General features: G+C 68.2%; 16 protein-coding genes. 9 read left to right on the plus strand and 7 right to left on the minus strand.

Features of this window, described 5'->3' with window-relative positions:
• The first annotated feature begins 256 nt into the window (after nt 1-256).
• Nucleotides 257-2,401, plus strand: a complete 2,145-nt coding sequence (locus tag CFB47_RS11260; protein ID WP_089461184.1) for a hypothetical protein — start codon at nt 257-259, stop codon at nt 2,399-2,401.
• Nucleotides 2,402-2,564: 163 nt separating this feature from the next.
• On the opposite strand, the gene CFB47_RS11265 is transcribed toward CFB47_RS11260, so the two are convergent.
• The 5 genes from CFB47_RS11265 to CFB47_RS11285 all read right to left on the minus strand — a co-directional run bounded on the left by CFB47_RS11265 (nt 2,565) and on the right by CFB47_RS11285 (nt 10,044).
• The gene (locus CFB47_RS11265; protein ID WP_089461185.1) at nt 2,565-3,965 is read right to left on the minus strand and encodes a GGDEF domain-containing protein; all 1,401 of its coding nucleotides are present in this window, start codon (nt 3,963-3,965) and stop codon (nt 2,565-2,567) included.
• A 261-nt stretch (nt 3,966-4,226) separates the two neighbouring features.
• Nucleotides 4,227-5,405 (minus strand): acetyl-CoA C-acyltransferase, encoded by a 1,179-nt coding sequence (locus tag CFB47_RS11270; protein ID WP_089440288.1) that lies wholly within the window; start codon nt 5,403-5,405, stop codon nt 4,227-4,229.
• A gap of 50 nt (nt 5,406-5,455) precedes the next feature.
• On the minus strand, nt 5,456-6,088 hold the full coding sequence (gene pncA / locus CFB47_RS11275; RefSeq protein ID WP_089461186.1) for a bifunctional nicotinamidase/pyrazinamidase: 633 nt from the start codon (nt 6,086-6,088) through the stop codon (nt 5,456-5,458).
• Nucleotides 6,089-6,128: 40 nt separating this feature from the next.
• Nucleotides 6,129-8,213, minus strand: coding sequence for a 3-hydroxyacyl-CoA dehydrogenase NAD-binding domain-containing protein (locus CFB47_RS11280; RefSeq protein ID WP_089461187.1), 2,085 nt, complete (start codon nt 8,211-8,213; stop codon nt 6,129-6,131).
• Nucleotides 8,214-8,400: 187 nt separating this feature from the next.
• On the minus strand, nt 8,401-10,044 hold the full coding sequence (locus tag CFB47_RS11285; protein ID WP_089456371.1) for a 3-(methylthio)propionyl-CoA ligase: 1,644 nt from the start codon (nt 10,042-10,044) through the stop codon (nt 8,401-8,403).
• A 146-nt stretch (nt 10,045-10,190) separates the two neighbouring features.
• On the opposite strand from CFB47_RS11285, the gene CFB47_RS11290 reads away from it, so the two are divergent.
• The 5 genes from CFB47_RS11290 to CFB47_RS11310 all read left to right on the plus strand — a co-directional run bounded on the left by CFB47_RS11290 (nt 10,191) and on the right by CFB47_RS11310 (nt 14,002).
• Nucleotides 10,191-11,759, plus strand: a complete 1,569-nt coding sequence (locus tag CFB47_RS11290; protein ID WP_089461188.1) for a YdiU family protein — start codon at nt 10,191-10,193, stop codon at nt 11,757-11,759.
• A 44-nt stretch (nt 11,760-11,803) separates the two neighbouring features.
• Nucleotides 11,804-12,235 (plus strand): peptide-methionine (R)-S-oxide reductase MsrB, encoded by a 432-nt coding sequence (msrB, locus tag CFB47_RS11295; protein WP_089440292.1) that lies wholly within the window; start codon nt 11,804-11,806, stop codon nt 12,233-12,235.
• Between the two features lie 125 nt (nt 12,236-12,360).
• Nucleotides 12,361-12,891 (plus strand): septation protein A, encoded by a 531-nt coding sequence (locus tag CFB47_RS11300; RefSeq protein ID WP_011352350.1) that lies wholly within the window; start codon nt 12,361-12,363, stop codon nt 12,889-12,891.
• Nucleotide 12,892: 1 nt separating this feature from the next.
• On the plus strand, nt 12,893-13,201 hold the full coding sequence (locus tag CFB47_RS11305; protein ID WP_089440293.1) for a BolA family transcriptional regulator: 309 nt from the start codon (nt 12,893-12,895) through the stop codon (nt 13,199-13,201).
• A gap of 18 nt (nt 13,202-13,219) precedes the next feature.
• Nucleotides 13,220-14,002, plus strand: coding sequence for a peptidylprolyl isomerase (locus CFB47_RS11310; RefSeq protein ID WP_089425616.1), 783 nt, complete (start codon nt 13,220-13,222; stop codon nt 14,000-14,002).
• A 175-nt stretch (nt 14,003-14,177) separates the two neighbouring features.
• Here CFB47_RS11310 and CFB47_RS11315 read toward each other — a convergent pair whose 3' ends face one another.
• Nucleotides 14,178-14,723: a GNAT family N-acetyltransferase gene (locus CFB47_RS11315; protein WP_089461416.1), complete on the minus strand. Its 546-nt coding sequence runs from the start codon at nt 14,721-14,723 to the stop codon at nt 14,178-14,180.
• A gap of 5 nt (nt 14,724-14,728) precedes the next feature.
• Complete coding sequence (purL, locus tag CFB47_RS11320; protein ID WP_089461189.1) at nt 14,729-18,793, minus strand: phosphoribosylformylglycinamidine synthase; 4,065 nt, start codon at nt 18,791-18,793, stop codon at nt 14,729-14,731.
• A 331-nt stretch (nt 18,794-19,124) separates the two neighbouring features.
• On the opposite strand from purL, the gene CFB47_RS11325 reads away from it, so the two are divergent.
• The 3 genes from CFB47_RS11325 to pgi all read left to right on the plus strand — a co-directional run bounded on the left by CFB47_RS11325 (nt 19,125) and on the right by pgi (nt 23,757).
• Nucleotides 19,125-20,426, plus strand: a complete 1,302-nt coding sequence (locus tag CFB47_RS11325) for an FAD-dependent oxidoreductase (protein WP_089461190.1) — start codon at nt 19,125-19,127, stop codon at nt 20,424-20,426.
• Between the two features lie 52 nt (nt 20,427-20,478).
• Nucleotides 20,479-22,023, plus strand: a complete 1,545-nt coding sequence (locus tag CFB47_RS11330) for an NAD(P)H-hydrate dehydratase (RefSeq protein WP_089461191.1) — start codon at nt 20,479-20,481, stop codon at nt 22,021-22,023.
• A gap of 111 nt (nt 22,024-22,134) precedes the next feature.
• A complete protein-coding gene (gene pgi / locus CFB47_RS11335; protein WP_089461192.1) occupies nt 22,135-23,757 on the plus strand; it encodes a glucose-6-phosphate isomerase in 1,623 nt (540 codons plus the stop codon).
• The last annotated feature ends 44 nt before the right edge of the window (nt 23,758-23,801 follow it).

Consider the following 23,801-nt stretch of genomic DNA (forward strand, 5'->3'; position numbering starts at 1 on the left):
CGCGCACACCCATGTCGGCACAGCGCCGGAACGTCAGCAAAGAAGTCTTTCATGCCTGGCCGGGGCAGCGCCTCCTTTTGTTTTCAATTCCGGCATTAACCGCCAACCAGTTATTTCGCGTTCAATTCGCCCCCGAAGTACGCCTGGATTAATTCTGAATTCCCCAGGAATTCCGCAATACCGGATGAAGCAGATCGAGCACCCACTCATTCGATAATTCTCATAAAAATCGCCAGTCATCAGGAGGGACATCAACATGCATCGCCTTGCGAAGTCGCTGTGTCTCGGATTCATCTGCGCCGGCCTGCTCGCGGCCTGCAATGACGACGACGTCAAATCGAGCAACCCGCCGTCGAACAACGCCGCACTGTCGTTCCGCATGGACACCGGCGGCCAGATCAACGCGTTCTACCGGCAGGACAACGTCGCCGCACACCTGCTCGTGCGCTCGTCGACGAAGCCGCGCCTGCTCGTGGTCTTCCCCGCCGGCAACAGCGGCACCGGGCTGTGGTTCGACGACACCGCGCAGCCGGTGAACTGGAGCCTCGACACGCCGCCGTCCGCGCTATCGGCACCCGACACGCATGGCCGTCCGCTGTACGGCATCGGCGCCGACGTGTCGGTGGACACCAACACACTGACGATCCGCCAGGGCGTGCTCAGCAACGTGCGCTTCCTGCGCGACTTCAACGGCGGCGCCACGATTCCGCAGCAGATCCTCACCGCGCCGACGGTTCAGGGCAGCGCCGCGCAATGGCAACGCGACCGGATCGACGGCGCGCCCGGTTATTCACTGCGCATCACGCTGCGCGACGGCGGCAGCATCACGCCGGCAGCGGGCGGCAAGCTCGTCCTGAGCGCGCCGGCGGGCTCGCACACGCTGCGGCTGCATGTCGATGCGCTGTCGGGCGAGACGCCGTTGTCGCCGATCACGCACGCCGACCTGCTCGCGCCCTCGGTGAACCCCGACCCGGTGAGCCAGAACGTGCTCGAATTCCTGAGCTTCCACGACAAGCTGCTGGCCGGCTCGTGGCAGTACGACACCTACTTCGGCCGGGACACGCTGATCTCGGTACGCATGCTGATGCCCGTGCTCGAACCCGCGGCGATCGAGGCCGGCCTGTCGTCGGTGCTGAGCCGGCTATCGACCGACGGCAAGGTCGCGCACGAGGAAGGGATCGGCGAATTCGCCCTCGTCGACAACCAGAAGAACGGGCGGCCGAACGATCCGACGCCGACCTACGACTACAAGATGATCGACAGCGACTACCTGCTCGCGCCGATCGCGGCCGCGTGGCTGATCGACGATACGCGCGGCCAGGCCCGCGCGGCTGCCTATCTCGCGCAGCGCGGCAGCGACGGGCAGACCCTGGGCAGCCGCCTGGTCGTCAACCTGCTGCACGTCGCGACGACCGCGCAGCCGTTCGTGCAGCAGCCGACGGTCGCGAACCTGATCCACCTGCGACCCGGCGAGATCGTCGGCAACTGGCGCGACAGCACCGACGGGCTCGGCGGCGGCGTCTATCCGTATGACGTCAACGCGGTGCTCGTGCCGGCCGCGTTGCGTGCCGCGAACGCGTTCCTCACACACGGCCTGCTCGATCCGTATCTGGATGCCGGGCAGCGCGCGACGCTCGCCAACACGGCGAACCAGGCGGCCACGTGGGAAACGCAGGCGCCGCCGCTGTTCCAGGTCAGCGTGCCGGCCGCACAGGCAGCCACCGACGTGTCGGCCTATGCGCCGTCCGCGGGCGTGCCGGCCGGCGCCGCACCGGGCACGCCGCTGGCGTTCTACGCGCTGTCGCTCGATCAGCAGGGCAACCCGATTCCGGTGATGAATTCGGACGGTGGCTTCGCGCTGCTGTTCGGCACGCCGCCGGACGACGAGCTTCAGCGGATCGTCACCGACGTCACGCGGCCGTTCCCGACCGGGCTCGTGACCGATGCCGGGATGCTGATCGCGAATCCCGCGTATGCAAGCCAGGCGCTGTGGCCGAAGTTCACCAGTTCCGCGTATCACGGCACGGTGATCTGGTCGTGGCAGCAGGCGATGTGGGTGGCCGGGCTCGATCGCCAGCTCGCGCGCCAGGACCTGTCGGCCGCGACACGCTCGCTGCTCACTCAGGCGCGGCAGACGATCTGGCAGGTGATCTCGAACGGGCGCGACATGCGCACGTCGGAGATGTGGACGTGGTCGTACGTGAACGGCAAGTACCAGACCGATGCATTCGGCACGCGCAGTGCGGACGCCACCGAAGCGAACGCGGCACAGCTCTGGAGTACGACGTATCTCGCGATCCGCGACCCGCAGCAGCGCGCGGGCAAGTACTGGTGGCAGGCGTCGCAGCGGATGCAGGATGCGCAGCCGAAGCAGCGCGCGGCGGCGCTGGCAGCGCGGTAGCGCGTCGCCGGTCGCGTGCTGACCGGACATGCAAAAGCCCCGGCGGCGTGACCGCCTCCGGGGCTTCGTCGGAGATCGAGGCGCTGAACACAGCCGCTGTACGCCCGCGCGGCCGAATGTTGCGCGTCCGTTCACCAGCGCCCGTGTGCCGCGCGAACCCGTATCACCGCGCCACGACCCGGTTCCGCCCTTCCCGCTTCGCCTGGTACAACCGTTCGTCGACCGCGCGCAGCAACGCATCGACCGTGCTGCCGTCGGCCCCGTATTGCGCGACGCCGACACTGACCGTCACCTGCACGCGCTTGAAATCGAGCCCGAACGGCGAACTCGCGATCGACGAGCGTACGCGTTCGGCCGTCATCCGCGCGCCTTCGAGCGGCATGTCCGGCAGCAGCGCCATGAACTCCTCGCCGCCGACCCGTGCCAGGCCGCCCGCGGGCCGGATCGCATCGAGGCACTGGCGCACGACGCCGCGCAGCACCTCGTCGCCGATCTGATGCCCGTACGCATCGTTGATGTTCTTGAAATTGTCGAGATCGAGTGCGAGCAGGCAGAACGGCGTGCCATCGCGCTCGGCCCGCACCATCTCGCGCTCGACCTGTGCGATGAATTGCCGGCGGTTCGACGCGCCCGTCATCGGATCGGTCGCGGCCATGTATTCGAGCTTCTGGTTCGTGCGCCGCAGCTCCTGCAGCGCGCTCTCGGTGCGCGCCATCGATTCCGACAGCCGGCTCATCAGGTCTTCCTGGCTGTAGATCGCCGAGAACGACCGCGTCGTCTGCAGCGCCTGCACGACACCGTAGCTGAGCAGGAAGAAGCCGCCGGCAAAAATCGCATGCGCGAGCCACCACATGTGATTCCACGGCTTGCCGAGAATGAACGCGAGCGACGACAGCGTGAACGCCATGATCGACACACCGTAGATCACCATCAGCGGCGAGCGGATCCGTCGCGCGAGCAGCACGGCGACGTTCAGCAGCGAGAACACGAGCGCGCCGCCTTCCATCGACAGCCGCGTGCCCGGTGCGCCCGCGACCGGCGAATACGCGATGTACGCCACGACCACGTTGACGATCACGAAGAACACGATCCACGGCAGCCACGTGCGCACGCTCGTGCGCTTCTCGAGGCGATCGGGCGGACGCGAATACGACAGCAGGCCCGTGAGCAGCAGGATCGACATCACGAGCCGCGACGCGGGCCCGTACAGCAGGAACAGCCAGATGTTGTGATGCGCCATCCCGGTGAACGCACCGTGCAGCGCATAGATCATCGCGAAGCCGAGAAAGCCCAGTGTCAGCCAGCGCAGCAGCGGCTCGCCGGACGACCGGTAGCAGACCCACGTCACGTAGGTGACGAACGCGCCTTCGAGGGTGGCGGCGGCGATCGCGATTTCATGGAACGCGTGGTTCTCGAACACGACGCGCGGGTCGCTGAAGAACCACAGATAGGCGATCAGATAGGCGGGCAGCAACGCGAATCCGACCAGCAGGCATTTCGCGTAGAGCCTTGCGGCCGCGCTGACGACGCGCGGCGGTTCCCCGGCTGCATAGGTCGTACTCATTCGGTCCCCGGTCGGTCTGCTGCGTTGGTTCGAACCTGCGCGGCACGGATCGCATGGCGCACGATCCGGCCCATCGTGCCGAAAGGCAAATGTCAGAGCAAGTATAGGTGGGGCAATTGGTTTGACAAGTAAGGGGAAACGGCATTGCCGGGCGCATGCCTTTTGCTTCCCGATTGTTTCGAATGGCGGATCAGTCGCGCCGATTCGCGTCGCGGCCGCCTGTCTCGCCGAAGCGAAACCGCGGCCGCTCCGTGTCAAAGATCAGAGGATTTCGAACAGGCCGGCCGCGCCCTGTCCGCCGCCGATGCACATCGTGACGACCGCGTACTTCACGCCGCGCCGCTTGCCTTCGATCAGCGCATGGCCGGTCAGGCGTGCGCCCGATACGCCGTACGGATGGCCGACCGCGATCGCGCCACCGTTCACGTTCAGACGATCCTCAGGAATCCCGAGCGTGTCGCGGCAGTACAGCACCTGCACCGCGAACGCTTCGTTCAGTTCCCACAGGCCGATATCGTCGACCTTCAGCCCTGCCTGCTTCAGCAGCTTGGGCACCGCGAACACGGGGCCGATGCCCATCTCGTCCGGCTCGCAACCGGCCACCGCGAACCCGCGGAACACGCCGAGCGGCTGCAGCCCGTCGCGCTGCGCGGCGTCGGCGCTCATCACGACGCAGGCCGACGCGCCGTCCGAGAACTGGCTCGCGTTGCCTGCGGTGATCACGCCACCCGGCACGGCCGACCGGATCTTCGATACGCCTTCGAGCGTCGTGTCGGGGCGGATCCCTTCGTCGGCCGAGACCGTCACTTCCTTCGTGAACAGACGGCCCGTCGCCTTGTCGGCCACGCCCGCGAGCACGGTGATCGGCACGATCTCGTCACGGAAACGCCCGGCTTCCTGTGCGGCCGCGGCGCGCAGTTGCGACTGCACGCCGTACTCGTCCTGCCGCTCCTTCGAGATGCCGTAGCGCTTCGCGACGTTCTCGGCCGTCTGCAGCATGTTCCAGTAGATCTCGGGCTTGTGCTGGACGAGCCAGCCTTCCTGGATCATGTGGTGGTTCATCTCGTTCTGCACGCACGAGATCGATTCGACGCCGCCCGCGACATACACGTCGCCTTCGCCCGCAATGATCCGCTGTGCGGCCAGCGCGATGGTCTGCAGCCCGGACGAGCAGAAGCGGTTCACCGTCATCCCCGGCACCGTCACGGGCAGCCCCGCGCGCAGTGCGATCTGCCGCGCGATGTTCGCGCCGGTCGCGCCTTCGGGGTTCGCGCACCCCATGATCACGTCCTCGACGCGTGCGGGGTCGAGCTTCGCGCGCTCGACAGCGGCCGCGACCGCGTGGCCGCCGAGCGTCGCGCCGTGCGTCATGTTGAATGCACCGCGCCAGGATTTCGCCAGCGGCGTGCGGGCGGTCGATACGATTACGGCTTCGGTCATGCGAGTCTCCTTCGGTCCTGCTTCATGTCCTGAATCGGATGGGGAATGCGCTACGCCTGCGGGCGCGCGCTTGGGGACGTCACATGCGCGACGCCCGCTGCCTGCATCTGCTGCCATGCGTGGGCGAGCGACCCGTTCAGATCGATCGCGCGGCACGCATCGTTGATCACCGCGGCTTCGAAACCGGCCGCGCGCGCATCGAGCGCCGACCACGCGACGCAATAGTCGGTCGCGAGCCCGCAGCACCACACGCGCTTCGCGCCGAGCTCGCGCAGATAGCCCGCAAGCCCGGTGCGCGTCGTGCGGTCGGCTTCGACGAACGCGGAATAGCTGTCGACCTGCGCGTCGCCGCCCTTGCGGATCACGAGCCGCGCGTGCGGGATGTCGAGATCGCGATGCAACGCCGCGCCGTCGGTGTCCTGCACGCAGTGCACGGGCCACAGCACCTGCTCGCCGTACGGCAGCGCGAGCGTGGAGAACGGTGCGCGGCCCGGGTGATTCGCCGCGAACGACACGTGTTCGCGCGGGTGCCAGTCCTGCGTCAGCACGACCTGGTCGAAGCGTTGCGCGAGCGCGTTGATCACCGGCACGACCGCGTCGCCGTCCGGCACCGCGAGCGCGCCGCCCGGCATGAAGTCGTATTGCACGTCGATCACGAGCAGGACGTCGTCGGTGCGTTTCATTGCATTTCTCCGGGTGTGCGTCGCGCCGCGATCCGGCGCGTCAGCCGTTGAACCCGCGGCCGGCCTTCGCGAGTTCCGCGATCGACGGCGCGAGCTGCCATGCGTCGCCGTTCGGTGCCGCGGCGTAGCGGCGAATCGCGCGCTCGACGTTGTAGAGGCCGACCACGTCCGCGTACAGCATCGGGCCGCCGCGCCACAGCGGGAAGCCGTAGCCGGTCAGGTAGACCATGTCGATGTCGGACGCCTTCGACGCGATCTTCTCCTCGAGAATCTTCGCGCCTTCGTTGACGAGCGCGAACACGAGCCGTTCGACGATCTCGTCGTCGCCGATCTTGCGACGCTCGACACCGCGCTCCTTCGAATACGCGACGACCATCTCGTCGACGAGCGACGACGGCTTCGCCTTGCGATCGCCCGGCACGTAGTCGTACCAGCCGGCACCCGTCTTCTGGCCGAAGCGGCCCTGCTCGCACAGGCGGTCGGCGATCTTCGAGTACTGGAGATCGGGCTGCTCGACGTAGCGGCGCTTGCGGATCGCCCAGCCGATGTCGTTGCCGGCGAGGTCGCTCATCCGGAACGGGCCCATCGCGAAACCGAATTTCTCGATCGCGCGATCGACCTGCGCGGGCAGCGCGCCTTCCTCGAGCATGAACAGCGCCTGGCGGATGTACTGCTCGATCATCCGGTTGCCGATGAAGCCGTCGCACACGCCCGACACGACCGCCGTCTTGCGGATCTTCTTCGCGACGGCCATCACGGTGGCGAGCACGTCCTTCGCGGTCTGCGCGCCGCGCACGACCTCGAGCAGCTTCATCACGTTCGCCGGGCTGAAGAAGTGCATGCCGACGACGTCCTGCGGACGCTTCGTGAACGCCGCGATCTTGTCGACGTCGAGCGTCGACGTGTTCGACGCGAGGATCGCGCCTGCCTTCGCGACTTCGTCGAGCTTCTTGAACACTTGCTCCTTCACGCCGAGCTCCTCGAACACGGCCTCGACGATCAGGTCGGCGTCCTTCAGGTCGTCATAGGACAGCGTCGGCGTGATCAGCGCCATGCGCGCGTCGAGCTTCTCCTGCGTGAGCTTGCCCTTCTTCACCTGCGCGTCGTAGTTCTTGCGGATCGTCGCGACGCCGCGCTCGAGCGCTTCCGGTTTCGTCTCGAGCAGCGTGACGGGCAACCCGGCGTTGATGAAGTTCATCGCGATCCCGCCGCCCATCGTGCCCGCGCCGATCACGCCGACGCGGCGAATCTCGCGCAGCGGCGTATCGGCCGGCACGTCGGGAATCTTGCTCGCGGCACGCTCGCCGAAGAACGCGTGCCGCAGCGCGCGGCTTTCCGGCGTCATCATCAACGCGACGAACCCCTCGCGCTCGGCCACGCTGCCCTTGTCGAAGCCGTGCAGCACGCCGGCCTCGATCGCGTCGATACATTTGTGCGGCGCGGGGAAATTCGGTGCGGCGGCCTTCGCGGAATTGCGCGCGAACTGGATGAAGCCGGCGGCGTTCTCATGGACGATCTTGCGATCGCGTACGCGCGGATGCGGCCCCTTCTGCGCGCCGACCTTGGCAGCGAATGCGACGGCCGCGTCGAGCAGGTCGCCGTCTGCCATTTCGTCGAACAGCCCGCTCTTCGCCAACTGCTCCGACGGCACGGGCGCGCCCGACACGATCATGTTCAGCGCGGTTTCGAGCCCCACCGCACGCGGCAGGCGCTGCGTGCCGCCGGCGCCCGGCAGCAGGCCGAGCTTCACTTCGGGCAGCGCGACCTGCGCGCCCGGTGCTGCGACGCGGTAGTGCGCGCCGAGCGCAAGCTCGAGGCCGCCGCCCATCACGACGCTGTGCAGCGCCGCGACGACGGGCTTCGCGCTCGCCTCCACCGCGCGGATCACGGTGTGCAGCGTCGGCTCCTGCAGCGCCTTCGGCGTATTGAATTCGGTGATGTCGGCGCCGCCCGAGAATGCGCGTCCCGCGCCGGTCAGCACGATGGCTGTCACCGACGGATCCTGCGCGGCGCGATCGAGCGCGTCCATGACGCCCTGACGGGTCGACAGGCCGAGCCCGTTGACGGGCGGATTGTTGAGCGTAAGGACGGCCACGCCGTCGCGAGTCGAGTAATCCACTGCCATCTGCCTGCCTCCATGCATCGCGCGCCGGGGTGGCTGCGCTTCATTGTGCGCGGTCGAACAGCCGCGTGTCCTGATGAACGGAGGCAGCATACAATGAAAAAGCACGGTCGTTCAATTTGAATTTTGCTCCTGATCCGGGGACGGATCGGGCGACCGCCTCACGAGCCGCTTTCGGCCCGGGCCGGCGTCACGGCTCGCAGACCGCCGTCGGCAACACGTAATCGCGGAACGTCTCGCGCAGCTTCAGCTTCTGCAGCTTGCCGGTCGCGGTGTGCGGCAGCGATTCGACGAACACGACGTCGTCGGGAATCCACCATTTCGCGACCTTGCCTTCGTAGAACGCGAGCAGCGCGTCGCGGCTCAGGTTCGCCCCTTCGCGCGGCACCACGACGAGCAGCGGGCGCTCGGTCCATTTCGGATGCGCACAGGCGATGCAGGCGGCCTCGGCCACGCCCGGGTGCGCGATCGCGACGTTCTCGATGTCGATCGAGCTGATCCACTCGCCGCCCGACTTGATCACGTCCTTGCTGCGATCGGTGATCTGCAGGAAGCCGTCGGGGTCGATCGTCGCGACGTCGCCGGTCGGGAACCAGCCGTCCGACAGCGGCGACGACTCGCCGCGGAAGTAGTGATCGATCACCCATGGGCCGCGCACCTGCAGTTCGCCGAACGCGACGCCGTCCCACGGCAGTTCGTGGCCGTCCTCGCCGACGATGCGCATGTCGACGCCGCAAATCACGCGCCCCTGCTTCTCGAGCAGCTTGCGCTGCGCGTCGAGCGGCCGCTGCGACTGCGCCCAGTTGAGCTTCGCGAGCGTGCCGAGCGGCGACAGTTCGGTCATCCCCCATGCGTGGATCACGCGCACGCCGTATTCGTCCTCGAAGGTGCGCAGCATCGCGGGCGGGCACGCGGAGCCGCCGATCACCGTGCGGTTCAGCGTCGAGAAGCGCACGCCGGCCTCGCGCATGTAGTTGAGCAGGCCGAGCCACACGGTCGGCACGCCCGCGGAGAACGTCACGCGCTCCGCTTCCATCAGCTCGTACAGCGATTTCCCGTCGAGATCCTTGCCGGGCAGCACCAGCTTGCCGCCCGTGAGCGGCACCGCGTACGGCAGCCCCCATGCGTTGACGTGGAACATCGGCACGACGGGCAGCACGGCGTCCATCGCGGACAGGTTCATCGCGTCGGGCAGCGCGGCGCCGTACGCGTGCAGCACGGTCGAGCGGTGCGAATACAGCACGCCCTTCGGGTTGCCGGTCGTGCCCGACGTGTAGCAGAGCCCCGACGCCTGCTGCTCGTCGAGGCGCGGCCAGTCGTAGCGGCCATCCTCCGCTTCGACGAGCGTTTCGTAGCAGAGGAACGGCGTCGTGCCGGACGGCAGGTGCGCGGCGTCCGTCATCGCGACCCAGCCCTTCACGTGCGGGCATTGCGGCGCGATGGCCTCGACGAGCGGCGCGAAATTGATGTCGAAGAAGACGTAGCGGTCTTCCGCGTGATTGACGATGTACGCGATCTGCTCGGGAAACAGGCGCGGGTTGATCGTGTGGCACACGGCACCCATCCCGCCGATCCCGTAATACGCTTCCAGATGCCGGTAGCCGTTCCACGCCAGCGTACCGACGCGATCGCCGGTTTCGACGCCAAGCCGCGTGAGGGCCTGCGCCAACTGCTTCGCGCGGCGTTCGCAATCGCGGTACGTGTAGCGATGCAGGTCGCCTTCCACGCGCTTCGACACGATCTCCGTATCGCCGGCGTGGCGCGCGGCGTGAGAAATCAGCGAGGACACCAGCAACGGCATGTCCATCATCTGGCCCAGCAACGGCTTACCCATCGTCTTGTTCTCCGTGAGGATGCGAATCGGTGCCTCTGCGGCGCGCCCGTCAGCGGCCCCGGACGGGCCTGGCGCACGGTGCGCGGGCCACCATGCGGGCGGCGCGGCGCCGCCTTACAATATCGGCTTACCCAGAGGCGCTCAACATGTCGTTTTCCCGAAGCGCAGCCGATCCGGCTGACACCCTCCCCGACCTCGCCGCCACGCTCGGCGAGCCCGCCACTGGCGCGTTCGTCACGCTCGGCGACGCGTTTCATACGCGGCTGCCGGCCGCGCCGCTTGCCGCGCCGTATGTCGTCGGCTTTTCCGGCGAAGTCGCGCAACTGCTCGACCTGCCGCCGTCGAGCGCCGCGCAGCCCGGCTTCGCCGAGTTGTTCGCCGGCAACCCGACGCGCGACTGGCCCGCGCATGCGATGCCGTATGCAGCGGTGTATTCCGGCCACCAGTTCGGCGTGTGGGCCGGTCAGCTCGGCGACGGCCGCGCGCTGACGATCGGCGAGCGCACCGGCACGGACGGCCGCCGCTACGAGCTGCAGCTGAAAGGCAGCGGCCGCACGCCTTACTCGCGCATGGGTGACGGCCGCGCGGTGCTGCGCTCGTCGATCCGCGAATTCCTGTGCTCGGAAGCGATGCATCATCTCGGCATCCCGACCACGCGCGCCCTGACGGTGATCGGTTCCGACCAGCCGGTGGTACGCGAGGAGATCGAGACGTCGGCCGTCGTCACGCGCGTGTCGGAAAGCTTCGTGCGCTTCGGCCACTTCGAGCACTTCTTCTCGAACGATCGCCCCGACCTGCTGCGCAAGCTCGCCGATCACGTGATCGACCGCTTCTATCCGGATTGCCGCCGCGCCGACGATCCGTACCTCGCGCTGCTCGAGGCCGCGACGCTGCGCACGGCCGACCTCGTCGCGCAGTGGCAGGCCGTCGGCTTCTGCCACGGCGTGATGAACACCGACAACATGTCGATCCTCGGCGTGACGATCGACTACGGCCCGTTCGGCTTCGTCGACGCGTTCGACGCGAACCACATCTGCAACCACTCGGATACGAGCGGCCGCTACGCATACCGGATGCAGCCGCGCATCGCGCACTGGAACTGCTATTGCCTCGCGCAGGCGCTGCTGCCGCTGATCGGCCTGCAACACGGCATCGCCGACGACGATGCGCGCGCCGAACGTGCGGTGGAGGACGCGCAGGCCGTGCTCGCGAAATTTCCGGAACGTTTCGGCCCCGCGCTCGAACGTGCGATGCGCGCGAAGCTCGGCCTGGCGGTCGAACGCGAGAACGATGCCGAGCTCGCGAACCAGCTGCTCGAGACGATGCACGCGAGCCACGCGGATTTCACGCTGACGTTCCGCCGGCTCGCGCAGATCTCGAAGCACGACGCGAGCCGCGACGCGCCCGTGCGCGACCTGTTCATCGACCGCGACGCGTTCGATGCGTGGGCGAACCTCTACCGTGCGCGGCTGTCCGAGGAAACACGCGACGACGCGGCACGTGCCGCCGCGATGAACCGCGCGAACCCGAAATACGTGTTGCGCAACCATCTGGCCGAAGTCGCGATCCGGCGCGCGAAGGAAAAGGATTTTTCGGAAGTCGAGCGGCTCGCGCAGATCCTGCGCCGCCCGTTCGACGAACAACCGGAGCATGAAGCGTACGCGGCGTTGCCGCCCGACTGGGCCGGGTCGCTCGAAGTGAGCTGCTCGTCCTGAGCCCCGACCCGCGCGTATCGACCGACCGATCAGGAGAACCCCACATGTCCCACGATTCCGACGACAAGACCTTCCCGTACCAGAAGGACGACGCCGAGCTGCGCCGCCGGCTCACGCCGATGCAGTACGAAGTCACGCAGCATGCGGCGACCGAGCGCGCCTTCACCGGCGAATACACCGACACCGAAGACGACGGCATCTACAAATGCGTCGTCTGCAGCACGCCGCTGTTCGAATCCGGCGCCAAGTTCCACTCGGGCTGCGGCTGGCCCAGCTACTTCAAGCCGCTCAACGGCGAGGTGATCGACGAAAAGGTCGACTACTCGCACGGGATGGTGCGCGTCGAGGTGCGCTGCAACCACTGCGGCGCGCATCTGGGCCACGTCTTCGAGGACGGCCCGCGCGACAAGACCGGTTTGCGGTACTGCATCAATTCGGCTGCGTTAAACTTCGAGTCCCGACCCGAAAACGAATGAGCGGCGCCGGGCGGATCCGCGGGGCGCCCCTCGCGCCACCGCCCCGATCCGCTCCGGCGGTGCCTGGCGGGTCCCTACAACGGTGAAAGGCCGCGCAAGCGGCCTTTCACGCAGCTGCGAGCGCCATGAAATTCCTGTTCGATCTGTTTCCGATCATCCTGTTTTTTGCCGCCTTCAAGGTCTGGGGCATCTTTACCGCCACCGCCGTCGCGATCGTCGCGACGCTGGCCCAGGTCGCCTGGGTTGCCTTCCGGCACCGGAAGGTCGACACGATGCTATGGGTCAGCCTCGGCGTGATCGTCGTTTTCGGTGGCGCCACCCTCGTCCTGCATGACGAGAAATTCATTCAATGGAAACCGACTGTGCTGTACTGGCTGTTTGCGATCGGGCTGCTCGCCGCGCGCTATGCGTTCGGCAACAACCTGATCGAGAAGATGATGGGCAAGCAGCTCACGCTGCCGCACCCGGTGTGGGACAAGCTGAACGTCGCCTGGGCGCTGTTCTTCGCGGTGCTCGGTGTCGCGAACCTGTACGTGGTGCACAACTTCACCGAGTCTCAATGGGTGAACTTCAAGCTGTTCGGCACGACAGGCGCGATGGTCGTATTCATCATCCTGCAGAGCCTGTGGCTCACGAAATACCTGAAGGACGAGTGACATGACGGACGCCTTTCTCCACGCGTCGCCCGACGAGCGCATCGCGCTGATCGAAGCGCGCCTCACCGCGGCGCTCGCCCCGCTGTCGCTCACCGTGCGCGACGACAGCGCACAGCACGCGGGCCACGCCGGCGCGTCCGCCGGCGGCCATTTCACGGTCACGATCGTGTCGTCCGCCTTCGCGGGCAAGCCGCGCGTCGCGCGGCACCGGCTGGTGTATGATGCGCTCGCTGATGCGATGCAGCGCGGCATTCACGCGCTCGCGATCGTGGCTTACACGCCCGAAGAATTCAACGAATCTTCAATCTAGTCTCATTAGGAATTCCCGATGATCCTGAAATCCCCCCGCCTGTGGGTCGCGGCGGCTGCTTTTGCAGCGGCACCGGCATTTGCCCAGAACATCGCCGTCGTCAACGGCACGCCGATTCCGAAGTCGCGCGCCGACGCGATGGTGGCTCAGCTCGTCCAGCAAGGCCAGACCGACAGCCCGCAACTGCAGCAGGCCGTGCGCCAGGAACTCGTGAACCGCGAAATCCTGATGCAGGAAGCGATCCGTGAAGGCATCCCGAACCGTCCGGACGTGAAGGCGCAGGTCGCCGTCGCGCAGCAGACCGTCGTGCTGCGCTCGATGATCGAGAGCTTCCTGAAGAAGAACCAGCCGACCGACGCCGAAGTGAAGGCGCGTTACGACGACCTCGTCAAGGGCGCCGGCGGCAATCGCGAATACCACCTGCACCACATCCTCGTCAGCGACGAGCAGCAGGCGAAGGACCTGATCGCGAAGATCAAGGCCGGCGCGAAGTTCGAGGATCTCGCGAAGCAATACTCGAAGGATCCGGGTTCGGGCAAGAACGGCGGCGATCTCGACTGGTCCGACCCGAAGGCGTACGTGCCGGAATTCGCGGCGGCCGCGCAGAAGCTGCAGAAAGGCCAGATGACCGACACGCCGGTGAAGACCCAGTTCGGCTGGCACATCATCCGCGTCGACGACATCCGCGACATCGCCCCGCCGCCGCTCGAGCAGGTGAAGCAGCAGATCGCGCAGCAGCTCGTGCAGCAGAAGCTGCAGGCGTTCGAGGAAGGTCTGCGCCAGCAAGCCACTGTCAAGTAACGCCAGCACGCACCGCACGCGTATCGAAAGCCGCTCTTCGGAGCGGCTTTTTTATTGCCCGCGCACCCTGCCTGCAGACGCGTCACGATGCGCTTGCAGCCCGGCAAATGAAAAAGGCCGCTCCGAAGAGCGGCCTTTCCCGTGCCGGATTCACGCGCACCGCAAGCGCGGCAGGCTACGCAGGATAGAACACGTCGTGATAGCGAACGTCACCCGACGGCCGCGGCGCCGAAGCGTCGAGCGACAGCGCGAGGAAATACTCGGGCGGTACGCCCGGGAACACGATGTCGCCGGATGGCGCAAAGCCGAACCGCGTGTAGTACGCGGGTTCGCCGAGCAGCACGCAACCGCGCGCGCCAAGCCGGCGCAACGCGTCGAGCCCCGTGCGCACCAGTCCCGCACCGATGCTCTGCCGCTGGCAGTCGGGCAGCACCGCGAGCGGCGCCAGCCCGTACCAGCCCTGGCTGCCGGACGGTTCGCCACCGATCGACACCGGCGAGAACGCAACGTGCCCGATCAGGCGGCCGTCGCGCTCCGCGACGAGCGAGAGGCTCAACGCACCGTCCGCCCGCAGCGTATCGACGATCCGCCGTTCGAACTGGCCACCTTCCGGCTCGCTCGCGAACGCGGCGACGATCACGCGGCCGATCGCGTCGGCCTCGCTGGCACGCTCATCGCGCAGCGTGACGACCTCGACCGGCGCGTTCGGGTCGAACATCATCCCGATCAGCCGATCCAGCGGCGCGCGTTGCGGAACACGCGCATCCACGGGCTCGCTTCACCCCAGCTTTCCGGGTGCCAGCTCATCGCGACCGTGCGATGCACGCGCTCCATGTGCGGCATCAGCACCGAGAAGCGGCCGTCGGCCGTCGTGACCGACGTGATGCCGGCCGGCGAGCCGTTCGGGTTGAACGGATAACGCTCGGTCGCTTCGCCGCGGTGATCGACGAAACGCATCGCGACCGCGACGCGATCGATGTCGCCCTGCTGCGAGAAGTCCGCATAGCCTTCGCCGTGCGCGACCGCGACCGGAATCCGCGAACCTTCCATCCCCGCGAAGAAGATCGACGGCGACTTCTCCACTTCGACGAACGAGAAGCGCGCCTCGAACTGCTCGGACTTGTTGCGCGTGAACTTCGGCCACGCCTCCGCGCCCGGGATCATCGACGCGAGGCTCGACAGCATCTGGCAGCCGTTGCAGATGCCGAGCGCGAACGTGTCGGGACGTGCGAAGAAGGCCGAGAACATGTCGGCGAGGTTCGCGTTGAAGCGGATCGTCTTCGCCCAGCCTTCGCCCGCGCCCAGTACGTCACCGTACGAGAAGCCGCCGCATGCGACCGCACCCGCGAAATCGGCGAGCGTGGCACGGCCGGCGAGCAGGTCGCTCATGTGCACGTCGTGTGCATCGAAGCCCGCGCGGTCGAACGCGTAGGCCGTTTCCAGATGCGAGTTCACGCCCTGCTCGCGCAGGATCGCGACGCGCGGCCGTGCGCCCGTCGCGATGAACGGCGCGGCGATGTCGTCGGCCGGATCGAAACTCAGCACCGGCGAGATGCCCGGATCGGCCGCGTCGAGCAGTGCGTCGTATTCGGCATCCGCACACGCGGGGTTGTCGCGCAGGCGCGCGATGCGCCAGCTCACTTCGCTCCATGCGCGATGGAGTTCGGTGCGCGGTGCGTCGAAGATCTTCTTCGCGTCGCGGTACACCTCGATCACGTCGCGATCGTTGACCGAGCCGATCACGTGCGAGCACGCCGACAGGCCGAACTCGCGCAGCACGCCGAGCACCGCGTCGCGATCGGTCGCACGCACCTGCACGACAGCGCCGAGTTCCTCGGAGAACAGCGCGCGCAGCGTGCGATCCTCGCGGCGGCCGCTCGTCTGCTTCGCCCAGTCCTTCGCGTCGCCATAGTCGGATTCGTGATTCGGGTCGAGCGTCAGCATGTCGACGTTCAGCGACACGCCCGCGTGGCCCGCGAACGCCATTTCGCACACCGTCGCCCACAGGCCGCCGTCCGAGCGGTCGTGGTATGCCAGCAGCTTGTCTTGCGCATTGAGCGACTGGATCGCGTTGAAGAAGCGCTTCAGGTCTTCCGCATCGTCGACGTCCGGCGTCGTGTCGCCGACCTGCTGCGTGACCTGCGCGAAGATGCTGCCGCCCATCCGGTTCTTGCCGCGGCCGAGATCGATCGCGATCAGCACGCTGTCGCCCGCGTCGGCGATGCGGCGCAGTTGCGGCGTCAGGTGACGGCGCACGTCCTCGACCGGCGCGAACGCGGAGATGATCAGCGACACCGGCGACACCACTTCCTTCGCGACGCCCTGCTCGTCCCACTTCGTCTTCATCGACAGCGAATCCTTGCCGACCGGGATGCCGATCCCGAGCGCCGGGCACAGCTCCATGCCGATCGCCTTGACCGTGTCGAACAGCGCGGCGTCCTCGCCGGCCGTGCCGCATGCCGCCATCCAGTTCGCCGACAGCTTCAGCTTGTCGAGCGACGCGATCGGCGCGCTCGCGATGTTCGTGATCGCCTCGCCGACCGCCATGCGGCCCGATGCCGGTGCATTGATCACGGCGAGCGGCGTGCGCTCGGCCATCGTCATCGCCTCGCCCTTGAAGCCCGCGTAGTCGAGCGCGGTGACCGCGCAGTCGGCCACCGGCACTTGCCACGGGCCGACCATCTGGTCACGCACCGACGTGCCGCCGACCGAGCGGTCGCCGATCGTGATCAGGAACGACTTGCTGCCGACCGTCGGGTGCTTCAGCACGTCGACCGCGACCGCCGACAATGCGATGCCCGTCACGTCGACCGGCGCACGCTCGGTCGTCACGCGCGTGACGTCGCGATGCATGCGCGGCGGCTTGCCGAGCAGCACTTCCATCGGCATGTCGACCGGGTATTCGTCGGCGCCCGTCGCTTCGTCGTCGACGAGCTTCAGCTGGCGCTCGTCGGTCGCGACACCGACCACCGCGAACGGACAGCGCTCGCGGGCGCAAATCGCCTCGAAGCGCGGCAGGTCGGCCGGCGCGATCGCCAGCACGTAGCGCTCCTGCGCCTCGTTCGACCAGATTTCGCGCGGCGACAGGCCCGACTCCTCGAGCGCGACCTTGCGCAGTTCGAAGCGCGCGCCCTTGCCCGCACCGTCGACGATCTCGGGGAACGCGTTCGACAGGCCGCCCGCGCCGACGTCGTGGATGCTCAGGATCGGGTTTTCCGCGCCGAGCTGCCAGCAGCCGTTGATCACTTCCTGCGCGCGACGCTCGATTTCCGGGTTGCCGCGCTGCACCGAGTCGAAGTCGAGCTCGGCCGTGTTCGCACCGGTCGCCATCGAGCTCGCGGCGCCGCCGCCCATGCCGATGCGCATGCCCGGGCCGCCGATCTGGATCAGCAGCGAGCCGGCCGGCACGTCGTGCTTGTGCGTATGTTGGTCGGCGATGTTGCCGAGACCGCCCGCGATCATGATCGGCTTGTGATAGCCGTGCACCTTCCCGCCGACGTTCTGCTCGTACACGCGGAAATAGCCGCCGAGGTTCGGACGGCCGAATTCGTTGTTGAACGCGGCGCCGCCGAGCGGGCCGTCGATCATGATCTGCAGCGGCGACGCGATGCGGTCGGGGCGGCCGTACGGGCCGTGCGCCTCGTTCGGGTTGCGCTCGCCGACGGGCTGGGCCGCGTCGCGCGCGTTTTCCCACGACTGGCGTGCGTCGGGCAGATCGAGGTTCGACACGGTGAAGCCCGTGAGGCCGGCCTTCGGGCGCGCACCGCGGCCCGTCGCGCCTTCGTCGCGGATCTCGCCGCCCGCGCCGGTCGCCGCACCCGGGAACGGCGAGATCGCCGTCGGGTGGTTGTGCGTCTCGACCTTCATCAGCGTGTGCGTGAGCTCGGTGTGGCGGCCATAGCGTTCACCCGGCTCGCCGGCCGCGCCTGCGTTGCGCGGGAACCAGCGTTCGGCCTCAGCGCCGACCATGATCGACGAGTTGTCCGAATACGCGACGATCGTGCCCTGCGGGTTCAGCTTCTCGGTGTTGCGGATCATCGCGAACAGCGACATGTCCTGCGGTTCACCGTCGATCGTCCACTGCGCGTTGAAGATCTTGTGGCGGCAGTGCTCGCTGTTCGCCTGCGCGAACATCATCAGTTCCACGTCGGTCGGGTTGCGTTCGAGCTTGCGGAACGCGTCGACCAGGTAGTCGATCTCGTCGTCGGCGAGCGCGAGGCCCAGCTCGACGTTCGCGCGCTCGAGCGCGCCGCGGCCGACGCCCAGCACGTCGACGCGCGCGAGCGGCTTGGCCGGCAGTTCGTCGAACAGGTGCTTCGCGTCGTCGCGTGCCGCGACCACGCTTTCGGTCATCCGGTCATGCAGCGCGGCTGCCACGGCTGCGCGCGCGTCGTCCGACAGCGCCTTCTTGCCGCCGAGCAGGCCCGACTTCAGCGTGACCGTGAATTCGACGCCGCGCTCGATGCGGCGCACCTGCGTGAGGCCGCAGTGCTGCGCGATGTCGGTCGCCTTGCTCGCCCACGGCGAGACGGTGCCGAAGCGCGGCAGCACGACGAAGGTCTCGGCGGTGCCCTTCTCGGTCGCCGGCTCGAACGGCGCGCCGTAGTGCATCAGCGCGTCGATGCGCGCGCTGTCGTCGGCCGACAGCGGCTCGGCCGCATTGACGAAGTGCAGGAACTGCCCGCGCACCGCGACGATGTTGGCGTCGATTTGCTTGAGCGTGTCGAGCAGACGGGTTTGACGGAAATCGGAGAGGGCCGAAGCGCCGGGAAAACACGAGAAGTGAGCCATGGGCTGGACTGACGTCGATGAGTCGCGCGAGGTGGCGACGTGGGGCGAAAGGAAGGCCGTAATTATACCCGGAAGTCGGTCGCCCCAGACCGGCCAATCGGTAGCGTGCATGCACCGCAACGGTGCCACGGTGCGCGCCGCGCACAGCCCGCCCGCCGGGCCGTCCCGCGCGGGCGCGGCAGCCGGCGGCCGTGGCGCGGCTGCACGGTCCGTGCTCGCCCGGCGCCGGTTCGCGCGATTTTGGCGCTATCATTCCGGGTTCACCGGGCCGGGGCCCTCAGCGAATTCTCACCGGGCGGCGCCTGCGCGCCGCCCGTCATCGAAGCAATCCATGGATGTCATCGTCATCGGCGGCGGAATCAGCGGCGTCGCCACCGCCTACCAGTTGCGCGCGGCCGGCCATCGCGTGTGCGTGGTCGAACGTCACGCCACCGTCGCGCAGGGTGCGACCTACGGCGACGGCGGCGCGCTGCTGCCGAGCCCGCTCGACGTCTGGTTCGGCCCGACCTTCATGCGCCAGCGCCAGCCGCGCGACAGCGGCATCGTCTACAAGCCGGGCTTCAACGGCGGCGTGCGCCGCTTCGTCAAGCAGCTCGGCACGCTGCGCGAACCCGACGCGTTCGCCGCCCAGTACGCGCGGCTGCGCCCGCTGATCGATGCGTCGCGCGACACGCTCGCCGACATCGAGACGCGCCTCGAACTCGAATTCGAACAGAAGCCCGGCATCCTGCACGTGGTGCGCGATGCGCGCGACTGGGACGCGATGCAGCCGGCGCTCGACCTGCTGCGCACGCTCGACCAGCCGTACCGCCTGCTCTCCGCCGACGAATGCGCGACGCTCGAACCGTCGGTGCCGGCCGAACCCGGCTTCGCCGGCGGCGTGCTGCTCGAGACCGAACGCACCGGCAATTGCCCGCTGTTCGCGAAACTGGTCAAGCAGACGCTCGACGAGCACGGCGTGCAGTTCCGCTTCGGCGCGGAAGTCGCCGCGATCCGCGTCGACACCGGCCGTGCCGCGGTCGAGCTCGTCCCGCCCGGCGACCGGCGCGCGTCGAACGCACGCGAGGTCGACGTGATTTCCGCCGATGCGATCGTGGTCGCCGCCGGCGCCGGCAGCCTGCCGCTGCTCGACCGGCTCGGCTGGCGTCTGCCGCTGCACCCGGTGCGCGTCCATACGCTCACCGCACCCGTCGCGTACGAAGAACACGCGCCGCACTTGAACGTCATCGATTCGATCAAGCGGATCTCGATCACGCGCACGCACCAGCGCCTGCGCGTCGGCGGCGGCGCCGTGCTGCAGAGCCTGACCGATACCGCGAAGCCGCTCGCCGAGCCGCTGTCCGAGGCCGCGCTCGCGCTGCTCGGCCAGGCCGTCCACGACTGGGTGCCCGGCGCCGCGCGGATCTCGGCCGCGTTGTCGTGGCAAGGCACGCAGTTGCTGTCGCCGGACGGCCTGCCGGTCGTCGGTCCGACCCCGCATCCGCGCGTGTTCGTCAATTTCGGACACGGCCCGGCCGGCTGGGGGCTCGCATGCGGGTCTGCTAAAGTGGTGACCGACTACCTGGGCGGCGACGTGCAGCACTGGCCCGCCGACACGCTCGCCGCGCTACGCGCCGGGCGCTTCACGACCTGACCGCCGCGGGCCCGCTCCCGGCGGCCACCTAGCCAGCCGCCACGAACCCGCGATGACCGTTACCCGCCCGCTCCCCGATTCCGATCCGATCGCGCTGCTGCGCGTCACCGACCTGCGCACGGCAGAAACCGACGCGGCGGCGGCGCTGCCGCCGCATACGCTGATGGGCCGCGCCGGCGCCGCGGCCGCGCACTGGCTGTCCGAGCGCATGGCCGGCGACGACCGTCCCGTGTGGTTCGCGGTCGGCCCGGGGAACAACGGCGGTGACGCGCTGGTTGCCGCCGCTCACCTCCAGCAGCTCGGCGTCGCCACGCAAGCGTGGATGCCGGTGCCGGTGAAACCGGACGACGCGCAATGGGCGCTCGGCCTCGCGCGCGCAGCCGGCGTACCGCTGTCCGCCACACCGCCTGCTTCGCTGGACGGCTTTGCATGGGTCGTCGACGGGCTGTTCGGCATCGGTCTCGGCCGCGCGCTCGACGGCGCATTCGCCGAGCAGGCCCAGCGCATCGCCGCGCATACGCGCAGCGGCGGCCAGGTGCTCGCCCTCGATGTACCGAGCGGGCTCGACAGCGATACGGGCCAGATCGTCGGCGCGGGCGTCGCCGTCGCCGCTACCCATACGCTCACCTTCATCGCCGCGAAACCGGGCCTCTACACGGGCGAAGGCCGCGATCTCGCCGGCGAGATCGACATCGCCTCGCTCGACGTCGCGCCGCCCGCGGCGCCGGCCATCGTGCTGAACGCGCCCGCGCGGTTCGCCGCCGCGCTGCCCGCGCGCGCATTCGCGTCGCACAAGGGCACGTTCGGGAGTGTCGCCGTGCTCGGCGGCGACACGGGCATGTGCGGTGCGCCGATCCTGGCCGCCCGCGCCGCGCTGTTCGCCGGTGCCGGCAAGGTGCACGTCGGCTTCCTCGGCGCCGGTGCGCCGCCGTACGACCCGCCGTTCCCCGAACTGATGCTGCATCCGGCCGACGGCCTCGATCTCGGCGCGATGACCACCATCGCGGCCGGCTGCGGGCTGGGTACGCGCGAGGCGGCGGCGACGCTCGTGCGCGACTTGCTCGCACACGATGCCGCGACGCTGCTCGATGCCGATGCGCTGAACCTCGTCGCGACACATGCCGATCTCGCGACCGCCGTCGCCACGCGCGGTACGCGCGGCAATCCGTGCGTGCTGACGCCGCATCCGCTCGAAGCCGCCCGGTTGCTCGGCAGCGACACGGCGACCATCCAGCGCGACCGCGTGGCGGCCGCGCAGGCGCTCGCGGCTCGCTATGTGGCGAACGTCGTGCTGAAAGGCTCTGGCACGGTGATTGCGGCGCCCGACGGCCGCGTGACGATCAATCCGACCGGCAATGCGGCGCTCGCGACGGGCGGCACCGGCGACGTACTCGGCGGACTGATCGGCGCGTTGCTCGCGCAGCGCGTCGCACCGTACGAGGCAGCGCTCGCGGGCGTCTACCTGCACGGCCTCGCGGCCGACACGCTGACCGCACACGGCACCGGCCCGGCCGGACTCACGGCCGGCGAACTCGCGCCGATGGTGCGCACGCTGATCAATCGCCTTTTTTATGCGTCGCCGCGCGCCGACACATAAGGCCGCTATACTGACTGCCCCGCCGCACGGCGGGCCCTCTCGTCCGCCGGCCTTCCGATCCCGATGAGCCGGCGCGGCATTCCTCCCGATTCACGCTTCACTCGAACCGCCATGACGCTGAATTCGCTCCCCGCCTGGACTGCCCTTCAATCCCACTTCGAGCAAATCCGCCATGCTCGCCTGCGCGACTGGTTCGCGCCGGAAAACGACCACGCGCCGACGCGTGCCGAACGCTTCACGCTCGCAGGCGGCGGCCTCGCGGCCGATTTCTCGAAGAACCGCATCAATGACGAGACGCTGCGCCTGCTCGTCCAGCTCGCGCGCGACGCGGGCGTCGAAGCACGCCGCGACGCGATGTTCGCGGGCGAGATCGTCAACCCGACCGAAGGCCGTGCCGCGCTGCACACCGCACTGCGCGCGACCGATCCGCAAGCGCCGTTCCACGCACAGATCAGCGCCGAGCGCGCGAAGATGGCGACCTTCGCGCGCGCCGTGCGCAGCGGCACGTGGACGGGCTACACCGGCAAGCGCATCCGCCACGTGATCAACATCGGCATCGGCGGCTCCGATCTCGGGCCGAAGATGGTCGTGCATGCGCTGCATCACGTCGCGACGCCTGAAATCTCCACGCACTTCGTGTCGAACGTCGACGGCGCCGATCTCGCGCGCGTGCTCGAGCAGGTCGACCCGGAAGAAACGCTCGCGATCATCGTGTCGAAGACGTTCACGACGCTCGAGACGATGACGAACGCACGCTCGCTGCGCGACTGGTTCGTCGCGCGCGGCTGCCCCGAGGACGCGCTCGCGAAGCACTTCGTCGGCGTGTCGGCAAACCCGGCCGAAGTCGTGAAGTTCGGCATCGCCGCGGACAACGTGTTCGAAATGTGGGACTGGGTCGGCGGCCGCTATTCGCTGTGGTCGGCAGTCGGCCTGTCGATCATGATCGCGATCGGCCCCGAGCAGTTCGACGAGCTGCTGGCCGGCGCGAACGACATGGACCGTCATTTCCGCGAAGCGCCGCTCGAGCGCAACTTGCCCGTGCTGCTCGGCCTGATCGGCATCTGGTACCGGAATTTCTTCGGTTCGCAGAGCTATCTCGTCGCACCGTATTCGGAAGCGCTGCACTACCTGCCGTCGTACCTGCAGCAGCTCGAAATGGAGAGCAACGGCAAATCCGCGCGCCTGGACGGCACCTTCGTCGACTACCCGACCTCCGCCGTCACGTGGGGCGAGCCGGGCACCAACGGCCAGCACGCGTTCTTCCAGATGCTGCACCAGGGGCCGACGATCGTGCCGATCGACTTCATCGCGGTGCTGACGCCCGAGCATCCGCTCGCGAGCCATCATCCGAAGCTGCTGGCGAACTGCTTTGCGCAGAGCGAGGCGCTGATGCTCGGCCGCACGCTCGACGAAGCGCGCAAGGTGGCGGGCCCGGGCAAGGAAGCGCTCGCGCCGCACCTCACGTTCCCCGGCAACCGCCCGACGACGACGCTGCTCGTCGATGCGCTGACGCCGCGCACGCTCGGCGCGCTGATTGCGCTGTATGAACACAAGGTGCTCGTGCAGGCCACGGTGTGGGACATCAATCCGTTCGACCAGTGGGGCGTCGAGCTCGGCAAGATTCTCGGCAAGGTGGTGGAAGCCGACCTGACGGCCGAGTCGGTCGATCCGGCCAAGCATGACTCGTCGACCACCGCGCTGATCGAGCGCGCCCGCGCGGCGCTGAAGCGCTGACGCGCTGAGGTATCGCGGCACCATGCCGATGCCGGCCGCGCAGC

It is taken from the genome of Burkholderia sp. AU27893 (assembly GCF_002223205.1).
GTDB lineage: Bacteria > Pseudomonadota > Gammaproteobacteria > Burkholderiales > Burkholderiaceae > Burkholderia.